The organism is Pseudomonas sp. CFBP13509 (genome assembly GCF_005233485.1).
Lineage (GTDB): Bacteria > Pseudomonadota > Gammaproteobacteria > Pseudomonadales > Pseudomonadaceae > Aquipseudomonas > Aquipseudomonas marginalis.
The window spans coordinates 111399-128039 of record NZ_QGAA01000007.1; the positions used below are offsets into that span (position 1 = coordinate 111399).

17 protein-coding genes are annotated in these 16641 nt (G+C 61.8%); 9 read left to right on the top strand and 8 right to left on the bottom strand.

The genetic code is table 11. The features are described 5' to 3' along the window. The first annotated feature begins 133 nt into the window (after positions 1 to 133). Positions 134 to 886 carry a TetR/AcrR family transcriptional regulator gene (locus PspCFBP13509_RS13545; RefSeq protein WP_065927052.1) on the top strand — a complete coding sequence of 251 codons (753 nt, stop codon included), beginning with the start codon at positions 134 to 136 and terminating at the stop codon, positions 884 to 886. Between the two features lie 166 nt (positions 887 to 1052). Here PspCFBP13509_RS13545 and PspCFBP13509_RS13550 read toward each other — a convergent pair whose 3' ends face one another. Continuing rightward, positions 1053 to 2114: an FUSC family protein gene (locus tag PspCFBP13509_RS13550; RefSeq protein ID WP_137212172.1), complete on the bottom strand. Its 1062-nt coding sequence runs from the start codon at positions 2112 to 2114 to the stop codon at positions 1053 to 1055. Between the two features lie 90 nt (positions 2115 to 2204). Beyond that, positions 2205 to 3821, bottom strand: a complete 1617-nt coding sequence (locus PspCFBP13509_RS13555) for an NADP-dependent glyceraldehyde-3-phosphate dehydrogenase (RefSeq protein ID WP_065927054.1) — start codon at positions 3819 to 3821, stop codon at positions 2205 to 2207. A gap of 150 nt (positions 3822 to 3971) precedes the next feature. Here PspCFBP13509_RS13555 and PspCFBP13509_RS13560 point away from each other — a divergent pair, with 150 nt between their 5' ends. The 4 genes from PspCFBP13509_RS13560 (at position 3972) to PspCFBP13509_RS13575 (ending at position 8157) form a co-directional block, all read left to right on the top strand. Beyond that, positions 3972 to 4847, top strand: a complete 876-nt coding sequence (locus PspCFBP13509_RS13560) for a Dyp-type peroxidase (RefSeq protein ID WP_137212173.1) — start codon at positions 3972 to 3974, stop codon at positions 4845 to 4847. A gap of 151 nt (positions 4848 to 4998) precedes the next feature. After that, complete coding sequence (locus tag PspCFBP13509_RS13565) at positions 4999 to 5454, top strand: hypothetical protein (protein WP_137212174.1); 456 nt, start codon at positions 4999 to 5001, stop codon at positions 5452 to 5454. 144 nt (positions 5455 to 5598) lie between these two features. Continuing rightward, positions 5599 to 6966 carry an MFS transporter gene (locus PspCFBP13509_RS13570; protein ID WP_137212175.1) on the top strand — a complete coding sequence of 456 codons (1368 nt, stop codon included), beginning with the start codon at positions 5599 to 5601 and terminating at the stop codon, positions 6964 to 6966. A gap of 57 nt (positions 6967 to 7023) precedes the next feature. Further along, positions 7024 to 8157, top strand: a complete 1134-nt coding sequence (locus PspCFBP13509_RS13575; RefSeq protein WP_065927057.1) for an MFS transporter — start codon at positions 7024 to 7026, stop codon at positions 8155 to 8157. Position 8158: 1 nt separating this feature from the next. On the opposite strand, the gene PspCFBP13509_RS13580 is transcribed toward PspCFBP13509_RS13575, so the two are convergent. Further along, the gene (locus tag PspCFBP13509_RS13580) at positions 8159 to 8680 is read right to left on the bottom strand and encodes a DUF3087 domain-containing protein (protein WP_065927058.1); all 522 of its coding nucleotides are present in this window, start codon (positions 8678 to 8680) and stop codon (positions 8159 to 8161) included. Positions 8681 to 8815: 135 nt separating this feature from the next. Here PspCFBP13509_RS13580 and PspCFBP13509_RS13585 point away from each other — a divergent pair, with 135 nt between their 5' ends. Continuing rightward, a complete protein-coding gene (locus PspCFBP13509_RS13585; RefSeq protein WP_027606318.1) occupies positions 8816 to 8995 on the top strand; it encodes a hypothetical protein in 180 nt (59 codons plus the stop codon). A gap of 12 nt (positions 8996 to 9007) precedes the next feature. Then, positions 9008 to 9208 (top strand): DUF6021 family protein, encoded by a 201-nt coding sequence (locus tag PspCFBP13509_RS13590; protein WP_027606319.1) that lies wholly within the window; start codon positions 9008 to 9010, stop codon positions 9206 to 9208. Between the two features lie 32 nt (positions 9209 to 9240). Here the strand turns inward: PspCFBP13509_RS13590 and PspCFBP13509_RS13595 are convergent, their stop codons facing one another. Then, complete coding sequence (locus PspCFBP13509_RS13595; RefSeq protein WP_027606320.1) at positions 9241 to 9477, bottom strand: DUF6555 family protein; 237 nt, start codon at positions 9475 to 9477, stop codon at positions 9241 to 9243. A 120-nt stretch (positions 9478 to 9597) separates the two neighbouring features. Here PspCFBP13509_RS13595 and PspCFBP13509_RS13600 point away from each other — a divergent pair, with 120 nt between their 5' ends. Beyond that, positions 9598 to 10437 carry an arylamine N-acetyltransferase family protein gene (locus PspCFBP13509_RS13600; RefSeq protein ID WP_065927060.1) on the top strand — a complete coding sequence of 280 codons (840 nt, stop codon included), beginning with the start codon at positions 9598 to 9600 and terminating at the stop codon, positions 10435 to 10437. Positions 10438 to 10560: 123 nt separating this feature from the next. Then, a complete protein-coding gene (locus PspCFBP13509_RS13605; protein WP_065927061.1) occupies positions 10561 to 11313 on the top strand; it encodes an outer membrane beta-barrel protein in 753 nt (250 codons plus the stop codon). Between the two features lie 124 nt (positions 11314 to 11437). Here the strand turns inward: PspCFBP13509_RS13605 and nuoN are convergent, their stop codons facing one another. The 4 genes from nuoN to nuoK are packed head-to-tail and all read right to left on the bottom strand — an operon-like array spanning position 11438 to position 16639. Next, positions 11438 to 12901, bottom strand: a complete 1464-nt coding sequence (gene nuoN / locus PspCFBP13509_RS13610; protein ID WP_003174731.1) for an NADH-quinone oxidoreductase subunit NuoN — start codon at positions 12899 to 12901, stop codon at positions 11438 to 11440. Positions 12902 to 12908: 7 nt separating this feature from the next. Next, positions 12909 to 14441, bottom strand: coding sequence for an NADH-quinone oxidoreductase subunit M (nuoM, locus tag PspCFBP13509_RS13615; RefSeq protein WP_017527174.1), 1533 nt, complete (start codon positions 14439 to 14441; stop codon positions 12909 to 12911). Between the two features lie 39 nt (positions 14442 to 14480). Further along, entirely contained in the window at positions 14481 to 16334 is a 1854-nt protein-coding gene (nuoL, locus tag PspCFBP13509_RS13620) for an NADH-quinone oxidoreductase subunit L (protein WP_065927062.1), read from the bottom strand. Further along, positions 16331 to 16639, bottom strand: a complete 309-nt coding sequence (gene nuoK / locus PspCFBP13509_RS13625) for an NADH-quinone oxidoreductase subunit NuoK (RefSeq protein WP_003174727.1) — start codon at positions 16637 to 16639, stop codon at positions 16331 to 16333. Before nuoK ends, nuoL begins: the two co-directional genes overlap by 4 nt. Positions 16640 to 16641 lie beyond the last annotated feature (2 nt).

The window sequence follows — 16641 nt, forward strand, 5'->3', positions numbered from 1 at the left end:
GGCTTGCCTGAGAATCCCCATGGGCAAAGGCTTTGGATAGTATGGCGGTGTGTCACTACTTGCTTTCGACCGGCCACACCGGTATAAAAAATCAAATTATTTTTTAAAACAATATTTCCGCCGTGGAACCCTTATGGTCGCGAAGAAACTCAGCGCTCCAAACGTTACCAAGACTCGATTGCTGGATGCGACAGAGGCTCTCTTCATCAAATACGGCTATGACGCCGTGCTGCTGCGGCAGATTACCGAGCGCGCCCAGGTGAACCTGGCTGCGGTGAACTACCACTTCGGGGACAAGGACTCCCTGATGAAGACCCTGCTGATGCAACGCCTGGAGCCGCTCAACGAGCAGCGCCTGGAATTGCTGGCGCGCTGTGAGGCCGAATCCGACGGCCCCCTCGACTGCGACACCTTGCTCGGCGTGCTCTTCGCCCCGGCCATGGGCCTGGAACGCAGCGACCCGGCGAGTGGGGAAGGGCGTTCGTTCATCCGTTTCCTTGGGCGGGTGTACAGCGACACCTCGCCGTTTATCCAGGAATACCTCAAGGTGCATTACCAGCCGGTGTTCCAACGCTTCTTCGAAGCCTTCGCCCTGGCCTTGCCGGACTTGCCGCGCAACGAGCTGGGGGTGCGCCTGCAATTTGCCCTCAAGGCGATTTCCGGGGTCATGGCCGGTACCGAACTGCGCCTGCTGATGAACTCCATGAGCCTGGGCCGCCCGGCGACCGATGCCGAGGTGATGGCCAAGCTGATCACCCTGGTCTCGGCGGCGATTCGTGTGCCGCAGCAAAGCCCCGAAGCCGAACACGCGCTGGCCAAGGTGCTGGATACCCAGCGTGCCATTCGTGAACAGGCGACAGCGCCGGCCGCCAAGGCCTCGCGCTGAGAAATCCCAGGCAAAAAAAAGCCCGCTGGGGCGGCGGGCTTGATGTGCAACGTTTGTAACGGATGAGGCTTCACCCTACGTCCCGGGATGTGAATAAAACGTGAAAAATATGTAAGAGAAAGTGTGAAAGTGTTGATGTGAGTAAACCGGTCAACGGGCCACCTTTCTAGATCTTCCAGCGCCCGGCGCTTTTAGCCAGGCGTTGGCGCATCGCGTCCACATTCGCCGCCAGTTGCACGGTCAACAATCGATACCCATCCAGCGCGCTGTAAACCGGCGCATCCAGGCTGGGCTCGCCGCCGCTGACAGGGCTGGGGCGCTCCAGCCGCTCCGTAACCCCCGACTTCAATGCCCGCGCCATCCCCACCAACTGCACGCGAATCTGCCGATGCTCGGCTTTCAACATCACTTGCATGCGCGCCATCGCCTGTTCGTCTCGAGGGGCCGGGCGGGTGTTGCCGAGAATCTCCAGGGTGCTGATGCACATGCGCAGGTGGCGTTGGATCGCGTCCAGCTCGGTCATGGAGATGCGCACCTCCTTGGACACCGACGGCATCAGCGAGCGCAATTGCAGCATTGCCGCATTCAGGCGGTTGAGCAGCTTCAGGTGTTCATCGTCGGTGACCGACTGGCCATTGATGATCCGGCTGTAGATCTGGGCGCAATCACGCAAGGCGCTGGCCAGGTTGTAGCGCCAGGAATACACGGCATACAGCGGCAGGGCGAAGGAAAACGCCAACGCCAAGGCAATGCCGATCAGGATATCCACGGTGCGCCACAGCCCGTCCGACAACGGGTTGTCACCGTGCCCCGCGACGATAAACACCGTGATCGCGGACAACAGCGCCGTGTACCCGCCCTTGCCGATGGCGTGATAGGAAAAGAACCCGCACACCACCGACATCAGCAGGTAGGTGAGCAACGGCTGGCCGACATACGCCTCCTGCACCACCAGCAGCAAACCGACGCTGGCACCGATCAGCGTGCCATAGGCGCGCTCAACGGCCTTCTTGCCGATATTGCCGTGGTGTTGCAAACCGCCGATCACCACCAGCATGGTCACCGATGCCCATTCACCATGGGGCAGGTTGATGCCGGTGGTCAGCAGGATCGTCGCCAGCAAGCCGATGGATACGCGCACGGCGTGGATCAGTTTGGCGTGGCGATAGCGGCGGTAGGGGTCGAGCAAGGGGCGCAGCAGGCGCCGGGCGAAGAGTGGCAGGTTCATCGGTAATTAAAGTGGCCTCGGTTTTGGATATGTACACAATCCAAATGTGGGAGGGGGCGGTCCCCTCCCACATTGCGATCGGCATTGTGCTTAGAAGATATAGTCGGTGGTCAGGAAGCTTGAGTCACGGTTACGCAGGATATCGCTGACCAGCGCCTTGTTGCTGTCCTGGAACTTGGTCGCCACCAGGGTGCGGATCGAAAACACGCGCAGCGCATCATGTACCGACAGCGTGCCTTCGGCCGAGTTCTTGCGCCCGTTGAACGGGAAAGTGTCCGGGCCGCGCTGGCATTGGGCGTTGATATTGATGCGGCCGACCTGGTTGGCGAAGGTGTCCACCAGGCGTCCGACTTCCACGGCGTTGGTGCCGAAAATACTCAATTGCTGGCCGAAGTCCGAGTCGAGTACGTACTCGATCACCGTCTCCAGATCGCGGTAGGGCACGATGGGCACCACCGGGCCGAATTGTTCCTCGTGGTACACGCGCATCTGCGGGGTCACCGGGTACAGCACCGCCGGATAGAAGAACGAACCACGATGGGTACCGCCATTGGCATTCACCACGTGGGCGCCGTGTTGTTGGGCATCGGCCACCAGGTCGTTGAGGTAATCCACCTTGCCGACTTCCGGCAGCGGTGTCAGTGAAACCCCGTCTTCCCAGGGCATGCCGGGCTTGAGGGTCTCCAGCTTGCGGTTGAATTTCTCGATGAAGCTGTCGACCACGTCTTCATGCACAAACAGGATTTTCAGCGCGGTGCAACGCTGGCCGTTGAAGGACAGCGAACCGGTGACAGCCTCGCTGACGGCGTTGTCCAGGTCCACCTCGGGCAGCACGATGCCGGGGTTTTTCGCATCCAGGCCCAGGGCCGCACGCAGGCGGTGCGGCTTGGGGTGCAGCTTTTTCAAGTCGCTGGCGGCCTTGTTGGTGCCGATAAAGGCAAAGATGTCGATCTTGCCGCTGGCCATCAACGCACTGACGGTTTCGCGGCCGCTGCCGTAGATCACGTTGATCACCCCGGCCGGGAAGCTGTCGCGGAAGGCTTCCAGCAACGGACGGATCAGCAGCACACCGAGTTTGGCCGGCTTGAACACCACGGTATTGCCCATGATCAGCGCCGGGATCAGCGTGGTAAACGTCTCGTTGAGCGGGTAGTTGTAGGGGCCCATGCACAGCGCCACGCCCAGGGGCACGCGGCGGATTTGCCCGAGGGTGTCCTGTTCCAGCTCGAAGCGGCTGCTGCGGCGGTCGAGTTCCTTGAGGGCATTGATGGTGTCGGTGATGTAGTCGCAGGTGCGGTCGAATTCTTTCTGCGAGTCCTTGAGGTTCTTACCGATCTCCCACATCAGCAGGGTGACCACTGCGTCGCGCTGTTCGCGCATACGTCGCAAAAACGCCTCGACGTGCTGGATACGCTCCACCACGCGCATCGTCGGCCATTCACCCTGGCCACGATCATAAGCGCGCACGGCGGCATCGAGGGCGGTGAGGGCGGTGTCGGCGTCCAGCAACGGCGTGCTGCCGATCACCACGCGGCGGTCGCCCAATTGCACCGGGCTCTGCACCTGGGCCAAGGGGCCGTTCCACACCTGCAACTGGCCATCCACCAGGTAGTCACGCTGTTCGATGGGCGCCGCCAGGCGGTATTGCTCGGGAATATCGGCGACGCTGGTGGGAAACAGCTGGGCGAGCAGGTTGCTGGTGGTCATGGCACTACCCCTGAAATAGTTGCAAAACATGACGAGAGAGTCACCCAACACAGGGCTCTATGGCAAGGCTTGTGCGCGTTGCATACACACCTGGGCGTGTCGCCTGCTCTTCGAGATAGTAGACTGCGCGCCTTTCTTGAAGGAGTTCACATGAGTCAGTACCAGCCGGGCATTCTTGCCGCACCGGTGCCTTTGCAGGCACGCCATCTGTTTTTTGCCGTGGACACCCTGGCAGCCGTGCCCGCTGCGCTGGACGCGCTGGTGCAGTTGGCCGATTCGGCGGCAGTGGTCGGATTTGGCGAGCCGCTGGTCAACGCGCTGGGTGCAACGGTTGATGGTTTGCGCAGCTTTCCTGCCGTGAGCGCACCGGGTGCGCACAACCCGTCCACCCAGCAGGCACTGTGGGTGTGGCTGCATGGCGTCGATCGCGGTGAGTTGCTGCTGCGCAGTCGCGCTTTCGAGAAGGCCCTGGCCCCGGCGTTTCGCCTGGTGCAGTCAACCGAAGGCTTCCGCTACAAGACCGGCTTCGACCTCACCGACTACGAAGACGGCACTGAAAACCCCCACGACGACGCTGCCGTTGAAGCCGCCCTGACCGACAGCGGTGCCAGCTTCGCCGCGATCCAGCAATGGCAGCACGACCTCGATGGCTTCGCCGCGTTGCCCGCCCAGGAGCGCGACCATATCATCGGCCGCCGCCATGGCGACAACGAAGAGCTTGAAGACGCTCCCGAATCCGCCCACACCAAACGTACCGCCCAGGAAAGCTTCACCCCGGAAGCCTTCGTGGTGCGCCGCTCCATGCCCTGGGCCGAAAATGGCCAGGCCGGGTTGATGTTCCTCGCATTCGGCCATTCCTTCGATGCGTTCGAAGCCCAACTGCGCCGCATGAGCGGGTTGGAGGACGGGATTGTCGATGGCCTGTATCGCATCAGCACGCCGTTGACCGGTGGTTACTACTGGTGCGCGCCGGTCAAGGACGGACGCCTGGACCTGAGTGCAATCCTTCAAGGACCGCGTATCTAACGCTGTCCGGACTTGGGTGGCGAAGCGGTTTTTGCGTACGACTGCGGAACCACCCTGGCGTGGGTCGCCACAGAGACAACAGTCTGCTTTGCATATCCGTTTTTCGACGGTATGTAGAGCGGATTTGTCGAGTAATCAAGGAAACTCACTCATGGCTATCATTCATCAGCACCACGTGTCTCTTGTCCATAGTGCATCTTTCGCCACCCATGCCCCTGTTGTTGCCCATTGGCACCCTGCCAACCCTTATGCGGGGCTGTCCGACGCCGCGCTGGCGCGGGAGTTTGACAAAAATTTCGATGCATTCAGGCCAGCAGGCTCGCCACATGCGACGCTGGGGAAAATTCGTGAGGTCGCGAGGCGCCCGCTGACGGGAGATGCGCAACAAAACAAGTTGACAATGTTGGCCAGGGAAGTGCTCAAGCGTGACCAGGTGATGAATCAGCTGGATACGGTGGATGTTGCGGGTCGGGACGGTATTATTGGCCGCTGGAATCCGAAGATGGCCGCCGCCAAGTTATCGGACGTTCCCCCACAATGCTCTGCTTCAACTCCAGAAGCTTGCCGTCCCAGTCCCATCATTGCTGCGAGCTTGATTGTTTACTAAGGGATGACAGGCAGGCGTGATGCGCGATGAGGCGCACATTCCATGTTCATCAACATGAAAATTTTGACAGCGGCGCCATGGGCCACTGAAATCAATCCCCGTTGATCGTATGCTAGTGGCCTTTGTTACCTGTCCGGATGGTTCATGTCTTCTGTCGTCGATGGGCTGCCCCTCAATAAACGCCTGCCGGCCGTGATCGCGATCTCCCTGGGGATCGGCATGGCGACCCTGGACACGGCCATCGTCAACACGGCCTTGCCGACCCTGGCCGAAGGGATTGGCACCGATTCCGCCTCGGTGATCTGGGTGGTCAATGCCTACCAGTTGGCGATTATCGCCACGGTTCTGCCGTTTGCGTCCCTCAGCGATGTGCTCGGGCACCGCCGCGTGTATCTCGGCGGGTTGCTGCTGTTTATCGTCTCGTCGCTGTTTTGCGGACTGGCCGGTTCGCTGGTGACCCTGACTGCCGCGCGAGTGGTGCAGGGGCTGGGGGCGGCGGCGATCATGAGCGTCAATACGGCGTTGCTGCGGCATATCTACCCGTCAAAAATGCTCGGGCGTGGCCTGGGCTATAACTCGCTGGTGGTGGGGCTGGCGTTTACCCTGGGGCCCACGGCGGCGTCGGCGATTCTGTCGGTGGCGACCTGGCACTGGCTGTACCTGATCAATGTGCCGTTGGGGCTGTTGGCCCTGGGATTGGGCCTGCGTTCATTGCCGACCCTGCCGATGGCCGGGCATGCCTTCGACCGCCTCGCGGCTGCACTGTGTGCCGGGTTGTTCGCCTTGCTGGTGCTGGGGCTGGGCACGGCGGTGCATGGTGCGCAGGGGGCGTTGACCCTGGGCTTGATTGCGGTGGCGCTGCTGTGTGGCGCCTTGCTGCTGCGTCGGCAGGCCGGTCACCCGGCGCCGATGCTGGCGTTGGATCTGTTCAAGCGGCCAGTGTTTGCCTTGTCTTCCTTGACGGCGATCTGCGCCTTCAGCGCCCAGGGCCTGGCCTTTGTGTCGCTGCCCTTTCTGTTGCAGGCGGTGTTGGGGCATAGCCAGGTGGAAACCGGGTTCCTGATGACACCGTGGCCGGCGGTTGTGGCGGTGATGGCGTTGGTCGCCGGGCGCCTGGCTGACCGTGTGTCCCTGGGCCTGCTGTGCGGTATCGGGCTGTTGATGTTGAGTGTGGGCATGGCCGGGTTGGCGACCTTGGGCCACGGCGCGTCGGCCTTCGATATTGGCTGGCGCATGGCGTTGTGCGGTGCCGGTTTCGGCTTCTTCCAGTCGCCCAACCTCAAGGCCTTGATGACCAGTGCGCCGTTGGCGCGCAGCGGTGGGGCCAGCGGCATCGTGGCGATTTCGCGGTTGCTGGGGCAGACGCTGGGGGCGTCGTTGGTGGCGCTGTGTTTCCACCTGTCCCTGGGCAATGGCCCGCTGTATGCGCTGTGGCTGGGTTGCGTGTTTGCGCTGGTGGGCGCCGTGGCCAGTGGCCTGCGTTTGCTGCCCTACGGGAAAAAGCCGTTGTAAAACCTGCGGTGGGAGGGCTACCGTGGCGACCTGAATATTTCGGGATGTTTCAGATTTATGTCCAGCCTGGCCCTCCGCACTGCCGATACCCATTCCCGCCGCGCTGCGTTGACCCTGGCCTTATGCCTGCCCAGTGACGTGTTGCTTTATCTGCTGCTGCCCATGGAGTCCCAGGCCTTCGGCATCACGCTCGCCCAGGCCGGGGTGTTGCTGGCGGCCAACCGCCTGGTGCGGATTTTCGGCTATCGGCATGTGTTGAATTTCTACGCGCGCAACGGTGATCGCCTGACCTGCATGATTGCCGCCGGCGCCGCAACGCTGTGCGCCCTGGGCAATTCGGTGCTGTCGGGTTTTGCCGCGTTGTTGGGGCTGCGGCTGGTGTGGGGCCTGTGTTTTGCCGCGTTGAACCTGTCGACTCAGGTATTGGCCACCTCCGAACCGGAGGGCGCCGCGCGCCGGGCCGGGCGTTCGCGGGCCCTGATCGCCTGGGGGCCGATGCTGGCGTTGCCGTTCGGTGGTTGGCTGACGCTGTGGGCCGGGCCGCGTCCGATCTTTGTGATCCTCGCCGGCTGTTGCCTGGTGGGGCTGTGGATGGCGCGCGGCCTGCCCAGCGCCGGGCATGATTTGCACAGCACCCCGGGGCGCCGTTTCAAGTGGCCCGACAGCGTGGCGCTGTGGTCGTTTATCGAAGGCGTGGCGCTGGACGGACTGTTTATTTTCGGCCTGTCGATCCAGGCGCAGAAGCTGCTCGGCGGTAATGCGGTGCTGATCGCCGGCGGCTTGATGGCCCTGCGTTATGTCTCGGAAATGCTCCTGAGCCCCCTGGGAGGTCACGCCGCCCAGCGCTTTGGCGCGACCTCGATGTTGTTGCTGTTTTCGTTCCTGAGTGCCTTGGCCTTGACGGCGTTCGGCAGCTATTGGGTGATTGTCGGCGCGGCGGCGGTGTTGGTGCTGCGCGCGTTGCAACTGCCCCTGGTGACCACCCTGGTCGCCGAGCGCAACCCCGGTTCGCTGCGGGTGTCGGCCCTGGCGTCGAATGCGGTATGGCGTGACATCGGTGCGGGCCTCGGGCCACTGCTGGCAGGCCTGCTGTTGCCGGTGGCCTCGGCACCCCTGGTGTTTGGCGTGGCGGGTGCGGCGATTGCGGTGAGTGCGTTGTTCTGCTGGCGCACCCGTGTGGCAGCAGACTGACTTACGTGCGTTTCAATCCTTCCAGCCAGGCGGGATCAAAGCGGGTTTGTTCGGTGTCGATCCCCAGTGCCAGCATCGTGTTCTTATGCGCGTCCATTTCACCGACCAACTGCGCCTGGGCACTGGAGTTGGCGTCCAGGGCGTGCATCTGCGTCAGCCCCAGGTGATAGAAACGCAGTATCTTCATGGCCGTCGGATCATTCGCCTGCACACGCTCGGTGACGGTGTGCATCACGTTGGTCACGCGCATCAGGGTGCGCTTGAGCTGCCAGCCATACACGGCCGGTGCCAGCCACGGTTGGGTGCGGAACGGGCCGCGCAGCAGGGCGACCGTTATCAACACCCCGGCGAATACGCCACCGACATTAAAGCGGAAGTTGTCACCGCCGGGTTCGCCGAACAGCATCACCGCCAGGCTCGACAGCAGCATGGCCAGGGCCACGAACAGCACGGCCACGATCAGCGTGCTGCGGCGCGTCTGTTGGCGGTAGGTGACGGGGTCGCAGGGTTTGAGCTCGAACATCCGGTCCAGGTCTCCAGGGCGGGTAGGGGGGAAGGCATCTTCTCATGGTCAGCGGTCAGTGGTGGGGCAATCAAGTTGAACCATGATCTGGGGCAGTTTCTCTAAACCGGTGTAGTCCCTTTGAGGTCAACCACCATGCCCGAATACAAGCAGCCACCGCCCGGAACCCCCGACCCTGACCGCACGCCCGGTGAAGAGGAGCGCGACAACGATGCCTTGCGCCCCAATGACCCGAAAGAGCGTGACGCCCAGGATGATGTGGAGCGCGTCGAAGACGACCTGGAAAACCTCCACGACAAAGCTCGCCCGCTATAACAGGAGACCATGATGAACAAGCGCTCGGATGGACCGCCCTCCAATGAACACGCCAGCGGCAAGGATGAGCTGGGATTTGATCCGGACTCGCCCGATGTGGCTGATCCGCAGGTTGATCCCATCGGTCCGGCCATCGCCCCTCTGGATAAAAAGGCCAAGGACGACGGGAAAAAAAAGCCGCCCTACGATCCGTTGGGCGACTTGAAGAAATGAGCTGGGCCCCGCCAATGAGCGGGGCTTTTTGTTTATCTGGGCGGCATCCAGGTGACGTCGGTAATGCCGTACTTCTCGGCCCACGGGCGCGTGGTTTTTTTCACTTGCTCATGGCCGACCCGGCCGATACGGCTCACATGCGCAATGTCAGCGTCAACGGCTGCCCAGTGCCAGGCCTCGGCGTTGTTCATCACTTCGGCACGCACCACAAAGGACTTCGGTTGACCGTGCAGTTGGTAGTGGATGGTGTAGATTTTTGCGGTACTCATGTTGCCTCCCTGTCTTGTTATAGATGGATAGGGAACGGTTTAAAAAGGTTCACTCAAAATGACAATCTGCATGCTTGCGCGGCATAGTGACGCATTCCTCCCGCGCCCAAGGATCGCGCCATGACCCTCCTGAACCACAGCCGCCTGTACCTGCAACGCTTGGGTTACGACTCGCCACCACCGCCCACCCTGCAGACCCTGCGGGATTTGCAACTGCGTCATGTGTGCACCTTCGCCTTCGAAAGCCTGTCGACCCTGCTGCGCCTGCCGGTGCCGATCGACTTGCCCAGCGTCGAGCAGAAAGTCCTGTTCGATGGGCGGGGTGGGTATTGCTATGAGTTGAACCAGATGTTCCTGGCGCTGTTGCAGGAACTGGGGTTCGAGGCGCGCGGCATTACCGGGCGGGTTGTGATGGGTGGTCCGCCGGACGCACGTACGGCGCGCACCCATCGCCTGAGCCTGGTGACCCTGGACGGCGTGCGCTACATCACCGACGTCGGCTTTGGTGGCATGGTGCCCAGCAGTCCGTTGCAGTTGGACACGCAGGCCGTGCAGGCCACGGCCCATGAGCCGTATCGCCTGACACTCAATGAGCAGGAGGGCAGCTACACGTTGTGGGCCGAGGTCGCGGGGGAGTGGCGTGGCTTGTATGTGTTCGACCTGCAAGTGCAGGCAGACATCGACTACGAAATCGGTAACTGGTACGTCTCGACCCATCCAGGTTCGCCGTTCCTGGGCCAATTGAAAGTCGCACGCCTGGCAGCGGGCGAACGCCACACCTTGAACAACGCCCACTATGGGATTCACTACCTGGATCGGCCGAGTGACAAGCGTGTGATCCAGAGCGCCGACGAGCTGCTGGACGTACTGGGCACTACCTTTGGGATTCGCGTGCCGGTTCACCCTCAGCTTGATTCAACCCTTGAGGGCTTGGTAATGGCTGCACGCCAGGAGTATTGATCTAGAGCCATCGCTGAACCGTTTTACCTCCAAGTGGGGGCAAATTTTTTCGAACCTTTGGTGCCAGCCTGGGTTCGAAGCGTTTCCTGAATAATTTGCCCACCAGACAAGGAGATGTAAACGATGTCCAAACTATTCGCAAACCTCCTCAAGCATTCCTCACTGCTGGCGCTGGTCGCCGCGCCAGCAGTGGCGTTCGCCGCACCGTCCACTGACCCGATTTCTACCTTTGGGATTCTGGGCAGCTACAACGACTTCAAGCTCGAAGGCGGTAGTGAAAGTGATAAGGACCACATGCCCGAAGCCGGTCTTTTCTACAACTTCGGCAACAAGCTCACCGCCGAGTCGGGCTTTATCTACCAGGCAGGTGTGGAAGCCAAGTACGGTAAAAAGAGTGATAACAAACTCAAGGAAGGCCAGGCCGACCTGGATCTCGGCTGGCGTGCCGCGCTGGATGCGCGCAACTTCGTCGACGTGATCGTTGGCGGCGGTTACAGCTGGACCCGCTATGAGCTGGACTCGAACGACTACGACATGGAACTCACCAACAAGTCGCCGTTCGCCAAGGCAGCCCTGGGCTACAACCATCAGTTCGATGACATGACGCTGCGTTTCGAAGCCGGTGCGCGTCGCACCATTGATGGTCGTACCAAGCTCAAGGTGGACGGCGTGGGCAGCGACACCGTAGACCTCAAGGACCGTACTAACCCGTATGCGGAAGTCAGCCTGCTGATGAACCAGAAGGGCGACCTGCCGGTGATGGCGGGCCTTTACTACACCCGCACCGAATACAAGCTCGACGGTGATTCCGAAGTGGCCGATAACACTCGGCTCAAGCGGGATGAGTACGGGGTCAAGCTAGGCATCGCGTTCTGACGCGGTTGCAATGTAAAACGCCCCGAACATTCGGGGCGTTTTTTTGGGCTGTTGCAGGTCAGCCCAGAACGCAAAAACGGCGCCCTGGGGCGCCGTTTCTGTTGATTCGCATACCGCTAAGGGATCAAACCCCCAGCACCGCGTGCTGCACCAGGGTCAGCAACGGTTGTGGGTACACGCCGAGGAAGAAGGCGAGCAGGGCGATAGCCAGCAGCATCACGCCACCGGCTTTCTGTTCCCAGTGCAGCTCGGCATCCACACGGCGCAGGTTTGGCTCGATCAGGTACAGGGTGACCATCACGCGCAGGTAGTAGAACACGCCGATGGCACTGCCCAGCACCAGGGACGCAACCAGCCACCACTCGTGGGCTTCGACACCGGTCGCGACGATGTAGAACTTGCCGATAAAGCCCGCGGTCAGCGGGATACCGGCCAGGGACAGCATCATCACGGTGAGTACGGCGGTCAGGTACGGACGGCGCCAGAACAGGCCGCGGTATTCGTACAGGGCGTCGGCGTCACGGCCCTTGTAAGGCGAGGACATCAGGGTGATCACGCCGAACGCGCCGAGGCTGGTGATCACGTAGGTGACCAGGTACACGCCGATGGCTTCCACGGCCAGGCCTTTGCTCGCCACCAGGGCGATCAACAGGTAGCCGAAGTGGGCGATGGACGAGTAACCCAGCAGACGCTTGAGGTTGTTCTGGGTCAGCGCCAGCAGGTTGCCGAACAGGATCGACGCGATGGCGATCACGGTCAACACGTTGCTCAGCACGCCGGTGTTGGCGGCAGGCGAGATCTGGAACAGACGCACCATCACCGCAAACACAGCGACCTTGGACGCGGTCGCCAGGAACGCCGCCACCGGCGCCGGGGCGCCTTCGTACACGTCCGGGGTCCACAGGTGGAACGGCACCAGCGACAGCTTGAACGCCAGGCCGATCAGCATCATCGCCAGGCCCAGTTGGGCAATCGGCGCGGGGCTGTTGGTGGCGGCCAGGGCGTGACCGATACCGGTGAAGCTCAGGCTGCCGGCTTCGGCGTAGAGCAGGGCCATACCGAACAACAGGAACGCGGAACCGGCGGCCGACAGCACCATGTACTTGATGCCGGCTTCCAGGGAACGCTTGTTGAAGAAGGCGTAGGCCACCAGGCCGTAGGTCGGGATCGACAGCAGTTCCAGGCCGATGAACAAGCCGGCCAGGTGCTGCGCGCTGACCAGCACGATACCGCCGGCCGCAGCCAGCAGGATCAGCAGGTACAGCTCTTCGCGGTTGCCCGGGTAGCCGGTGCCGCCTTCGCCGAGGTAGGCGTGGGCGAGGGTGACGCAGGCGAGGGTGGCGACGAGGATCAGCGCGATATACAGCAGCGCGAAGTCATCGACCATCATCAGCGGGGTCACCGCCAGTGGCGCGACCTTGAGTGCCGGGATAATCGACAGCAAGGCCAGGTTCAAACCGGCGCAGGACAGCAGGAACGTTTGTGAGTGATTGCGGCGCCAGGCGATCGCCAGCATCACCACCACGATGGTGAGGCTGGTGATCAGCAGCGGCGCAAGCGCGATAAAGTGTTGGATCGTGAATTCCATAGCGCTCTTACCGGGCCGAAGCGAGTTGAGAGAAGGCGGTGCCGAACCACTGCTGCACGCCATGCATCGTCGCGGCAGAAGTGTCCAGGAACGGTTGCGGGTACACGCCGATGTAGATCAGCAATACCGCAAGGCCGAGCACCATGATCAGTTCGCGAGCATCCATCCCTTTCAGGACGGTGTCGGACTTGGCCGGGCCGAAGTAGGCGCGGTGGATCATGATCAGCGAGTAGACCGAACCGAATACCAGGCCGGAGGTAGCAATGGCGCTGATCCACGGTGTTTGCACGAAGGCACCCATCAGGATCAGGAACTCGCCGATGAAGTTACCGGTACCCGGCAAGCCCAGGGAAGCGGCGGCGAAGAACAGGCTGATCGCCGGCAGGTACGCAATGCGCGACCACACGCCGCCCATCTCACGCATGTCACGGGTGTGCAGGCGCTCGTACAACTGGCCACTCAGGATAAAGAGTGCCGCGGCCGAGACACCGTGGGCCAACATCTGGATCACCGCACCTTGCAACGCCAGCTGGCTGCCGGAGTAGATGCCGATCAGTACGAAGCCCATGTGCGAAACGGACGAGAAGGCAATCAGACGCTTGATGTCGGTTTGGGCGAACGCGAGGAATGCACCGTAGAAGATCCCGATCAGGCCGAGGGTCATGGCAATCGGCGCGAACTCGGCCGAGGCGTTCGGGAACAGCGGCAGGGCGAAACGCAGCAGGCCGTAGGCCGCCGTCTTCAGCAGGATACCGGCCAGGTCCACGGAACCGGCGGTCGGCGCCTGGGCGTGAGCGTCAGGCAGCCAGGAGTGGAACGGCACCACCGGCAGCTTCACCGCGAAGGCGATGAAGAAGCCCAGCATCAGGATGTACTCGGTGGTCAGGGACATCTTGGTTTTCAACAGGTCGGCGTAGTTGAAGGTAATCACGCCAGTCGAGTTGAAGTTGACCAGTACCAGGCCCAGGATCGCCACCAACATGATCAGGCCGGAAGCCTGGGTGAAGATGAAGAACTTGGTCGCCGCGTAGATCCGGGTTTTCTTGCCGTCCGAAGAACTGTGACCCCAGAGCGCGATGAGGAAGTACATCGGCACCAGCATCATCTCCCAGAAGAAGAAGAACATGAACAGGTCGAGGGCGAGGAACACGCCGACAACGCCGCCCAGGATCCACATCAGGTTCAGGTGGAAGAAGCCCACGTGACGCTGGATCTCTTTCCAGGAGCAGAGTACCGAGAGGATACCCAGCAGGCCGGTCAGCAGGATCATCAACAGCGACAGGCCGTCGAGGGCCAGGTGCACGTTGATGCCGAAGCGCTGGATCCACACGTGCTTGAATTCAAGCGCGAACGTTGGATCGACACCCGGTGCCGGAGCGAATGAATAGTCGCCATGGGCCCACAGCCAGAGGCCGAGTGCGAGTTCCAGGGACATGGTCAGCAACGCAATCCAGCGGGGGAGGGTGGCGCCGAAGCGTTCACCCATCCAGCAGAGCAGGCCGCCGATAAAGGGGATCAGGATTAGCCAGGGCAGAATCATGACGGGCTCGTTTCCTTTCGCAAGTTCGCAAAGTTCATATCAGACCGCTACCACAACGATGGCGCCGATCACCAGCACGGCACCAGCAGCCATGGAAGCCGCATACCAACGCAACTGGCCGGTCTCGGTACGGCTCAGGGCGGTGTGACCGCCTTTGGCCGCGCGCGGGATCAAACCGATGGTCTGGTCGAGCGGGTCTTTACGCAGTACATGACTGATGGCCAGGTAGGGCTTGACGAACAGTTTGTCGTAGAGCCAGTCGAAGCCCCAGGCGGCGAACCACCAGGCCGAGAGGAAACGGCCGATGCCACTGTTGGCCACGGCGGTCACGAAGCGACGCTTGCCGAGGAACAGCAGGGCCGCCAGCAGGATGCCGGCGATGGCAATGGCGCCCGAGGCGATTTCCAGACTGTGCTTGGCGGCGCCGCCGGCATGGCCGGCGCTTTCCGGCAGTACACCGGCCAGTGGCGGGGTGATCAGCGCGCCGATGAAGGTCGACAGGATGATCAGCACCGACAGTGGCAGCCAGTGGGAGATGCCATGGCCTGCGTGGGCTTCGGTCTTGGCTTCACCGTGGAAGGTGATGAAGATCAGGCGGAAGGTGTACAGCGAGGTCATGAACGCACCCACCAGGCCTGCGTACAGCAGGTTCTGGTTACCGCTGGCAAAGGCTTCCCAGAGGATTTCGTCCTTGGAGTAGAAACCGGCGGTCACCAGCGGCAGGGCGGCCAGGGCGGCACCACCGACGATGAAGCTGGCGTAGGCCAGTGGCAGTTTCTTCCACAGGCCGCCCATCTTGAAGATGTTCTGCTCGTGGTGGCAGGCCACGATCACCGCACCGGAGGCCAGGAACAGCAGGGCCTTGAAGAAGGCGTGGGTCATCAGGTGGAAGATCGCCGCGTCCCAGGCGCCGACGCCCAGGGCCAGGAACATGTAGCCAATCTGGCTCATGGTCGAGTAGGCGAGGATCCGCTTGATGTCGGTCTGCACCAGCGCGGCGAAGCCGGCCAGTACCAGGGTCACGCCGCCGACGATGCCCACCAGGTGCAGGATGTCCGGCGCCAGGGTGAACAGGCCGTGGGTACGGGCGATCAGGTAGACACCGGCGGTAACCATGGTTGCGGCGTGGATCAGTGCCGACACCGGGGTAGGACCGGCCATGGCATCCGCCAGCCAGGTCTGCAGCGGCAGTTGCGCGGATTTACCCACGGCGCCGCCCAGCAGCATCAGGGTCGCCAGGGTGATCCAGAAGTCGCCGACCTGGAATTTCTGCGGTGCCAGCACCAGCAGTTCCTGGATGTTCAGCGTGCCCACCTGTTGGAACAGGATGAACAGGCCGATGGCCATGAACACGTCGCCGATCCGGGTGACGATAAACGCCTTGAGTGCCGCGTTACCGTTGTTGCGGTTGCTGTAGTAGAAACCGATCAACAGGTACGAGCACAGGCCCACGCCTTCCCAGCCGAAGTACAGGAACAACAGGTTATCGCCGAGCACCAGGAACAGCATGCTGGCGATGAACAGGTTGGTGTACGAGAAGAAGCGCGAGTAGCCCGCTTCACCACGCATGTACCAGGACGCGAACAGGTGGATCAGGAAGCCCACACCCACCACCACGCCGAGCATGGTGATCGACAGGCCGTCGACGTAGAGGGCGAAGTTGGGCTTGAAGCCTTCCACCGACATCCACTGCCACAGCACCAGGGTGTAGTGACCGCCTTCCGGCGGCGCCACGTTGAATTGCCAGATGACGTAGGCGGCAACGATGGCCGACAGGCCAATGGAGCCCACACCGATCAGGGCAGAAAGGTTTTCCGACCAGCGTCCGCGAGAGAACGACAGCAGCAGGAAACCGATCAGGGGAAATACGAAAGTCAGAAAGATCATGTTCATCCGCGCATCTCACTGGCAGCGTCGATATCAAGCGTGTGGAAGCGACGATACAGTTGCAGCAGGATCGCCAGGCCGATACTGGCCTCGGCGGCTGCCAGGCTGATCACCAGGATGAACATGACTTGTCCATCCGGCTGGCCCCAACGTGCACCTGCAACGATGAACGCCAGTGCCGCAGCGTTCATCATGATTTCCAGGCTCATCAACACGAACAGAATGTTACGGCGAACCATCAGGCCGACCAGGCCAAGGCAGAACAGGATGCCGGCGACCGCCAGACCATGCTCCAAAGGGATAGCAGGCATCG

What these genes read in the sequence shown, in the direction of transcription:
- PspCFBP13509_RS13545 (WP_065927052.1), top strand. Translation starts at nt 134, where the DNA reads ATGGTCGCGAAGAAACTCAGCGCTCCAAACGTTACCAAGACTCGATTG.
- PspCFBP13509_RS13550 (WP_137212172.1), bottom strand. Translation starts at nt 2,114, where the DNA reads ATGAACCTGCCACTCTTCGCCCGGCGCCTGCTGCGCCCCTTGCTCGAC.
- PspCFBP13509_RS13555 (WP_065927054.1), bottom strand. Translation starts at nt 3,821, where the DNA reads ATGACCACCAGCAACCTGCTCGCCCAGCTGTTTCCCACCAGCGTCGCC.
- PspCFBP13509_RS13560 (WP_137212173.1), top strand. Translation starts at nt 3,972, where the DNA reads ATGAGTCAGTACCAGCCGGGCATTCTTGCCGCACCGGTGCCTTTGCAG.
- PspCFBP13509_RS13565 (WP_137212174.1), top strand. Translation starts at nt 4,999, where the DNA reads ATGGCTATCATTCATCAGCACCACGTGTCTCTTGTCCATAGTGCATCT.
- PspCFBP13509_RS13570 (WP_137212175.1), top strand. Translation starts at nt 5,599, where the DNA reads ATGTCTTCTGTCGTCGATGGGCTGCCCCTCAATAAACGCCTGCCGGCC.
- PspCFBP13509_RS13575 (WP_065927057.1), top strand. Translation starts at nt 7,024, where the DNA reads ATGTCCAGCCTGGCCCTCCGCACTGCCGATACCCATTCCCGCCGCGCT.
- PspCFBP13509_RS13580 (WP_065927058.1), bottom strand. Translation starts at nt 8,680, where the DNA reads ATGTTCGAGCTCAAACCCTGCGACCCCGTCACCTACCGCCAACAGACG.
- PspCFBP13509_RS13585 (WP_027606318.1), top strand. Translation starts at nt 8,816, where the DNA reads ATGCCCGAATACAAGCAGCCACCGCCCGGAACCCCCGACCCTGACCGC.
- PspCFBP13509_RS13590 (WP_027606319.1), top strand. Translation starts at nt 9,008, where the DNA reads ATGAACAAGCGCTCGGATGGACCGCCCTCCAATGAACACGCCAGCGGC.
- PspCFBP13509_RS13595 (WP_027606320.1), bottom strand. Translation starts at nt 9,477, where the DNA reads ATGAGTACCGCAAAAATCTACACCATCCACTACCAACTGCACGGTCAA.
- PspCFBP13509_RS13600 (WP_065927060.1), top strand. Translation starts at nt 9,598, where the DNA reads ATGACCCTCCTGAACCACAGCCGCCTGTACCTGCAACGCTTGGGTTAC.
- PspCFBP13509_RS13605 (WP_065927061.1), top strand. Translation starts at nt 10,561, where the DNA reads ATGTCCAAACTATTCGCAAACCTCCTCAAGCATTCCTCACTGCTGGCG.
- nuoN (WP_003174731.1), bottom strand. Translation starts at nt 12,901, where the DNA reads ATGGAATTCACGATCCAACACTTTATCGCGCTTGCGCCGCTGCTGATC.
- nuoM (WP_017527174.1), bottom strand. Translation starts at nt 14,441, where the DNA reads ATGATTCTGCCCTGGCTAATCCTGATCCCCTTTATCGGCGGCCTGCTC.
- nuoL (WP_065927062.1), bottom strand. Translation starts at nt 16,334, where the DNA reads ATGAACATGATCTTTCTGACTTTCGTATTTCCCCTGATCGGTTTCCTG.
- nuoK (WP_003174727.1), bottom strand. Translation starts at nt 16,639, where the DNA reads ATGCCTGCTATCCCTTTGGAGCATGGTCTGGCGGTCGCCGGCATCCTG.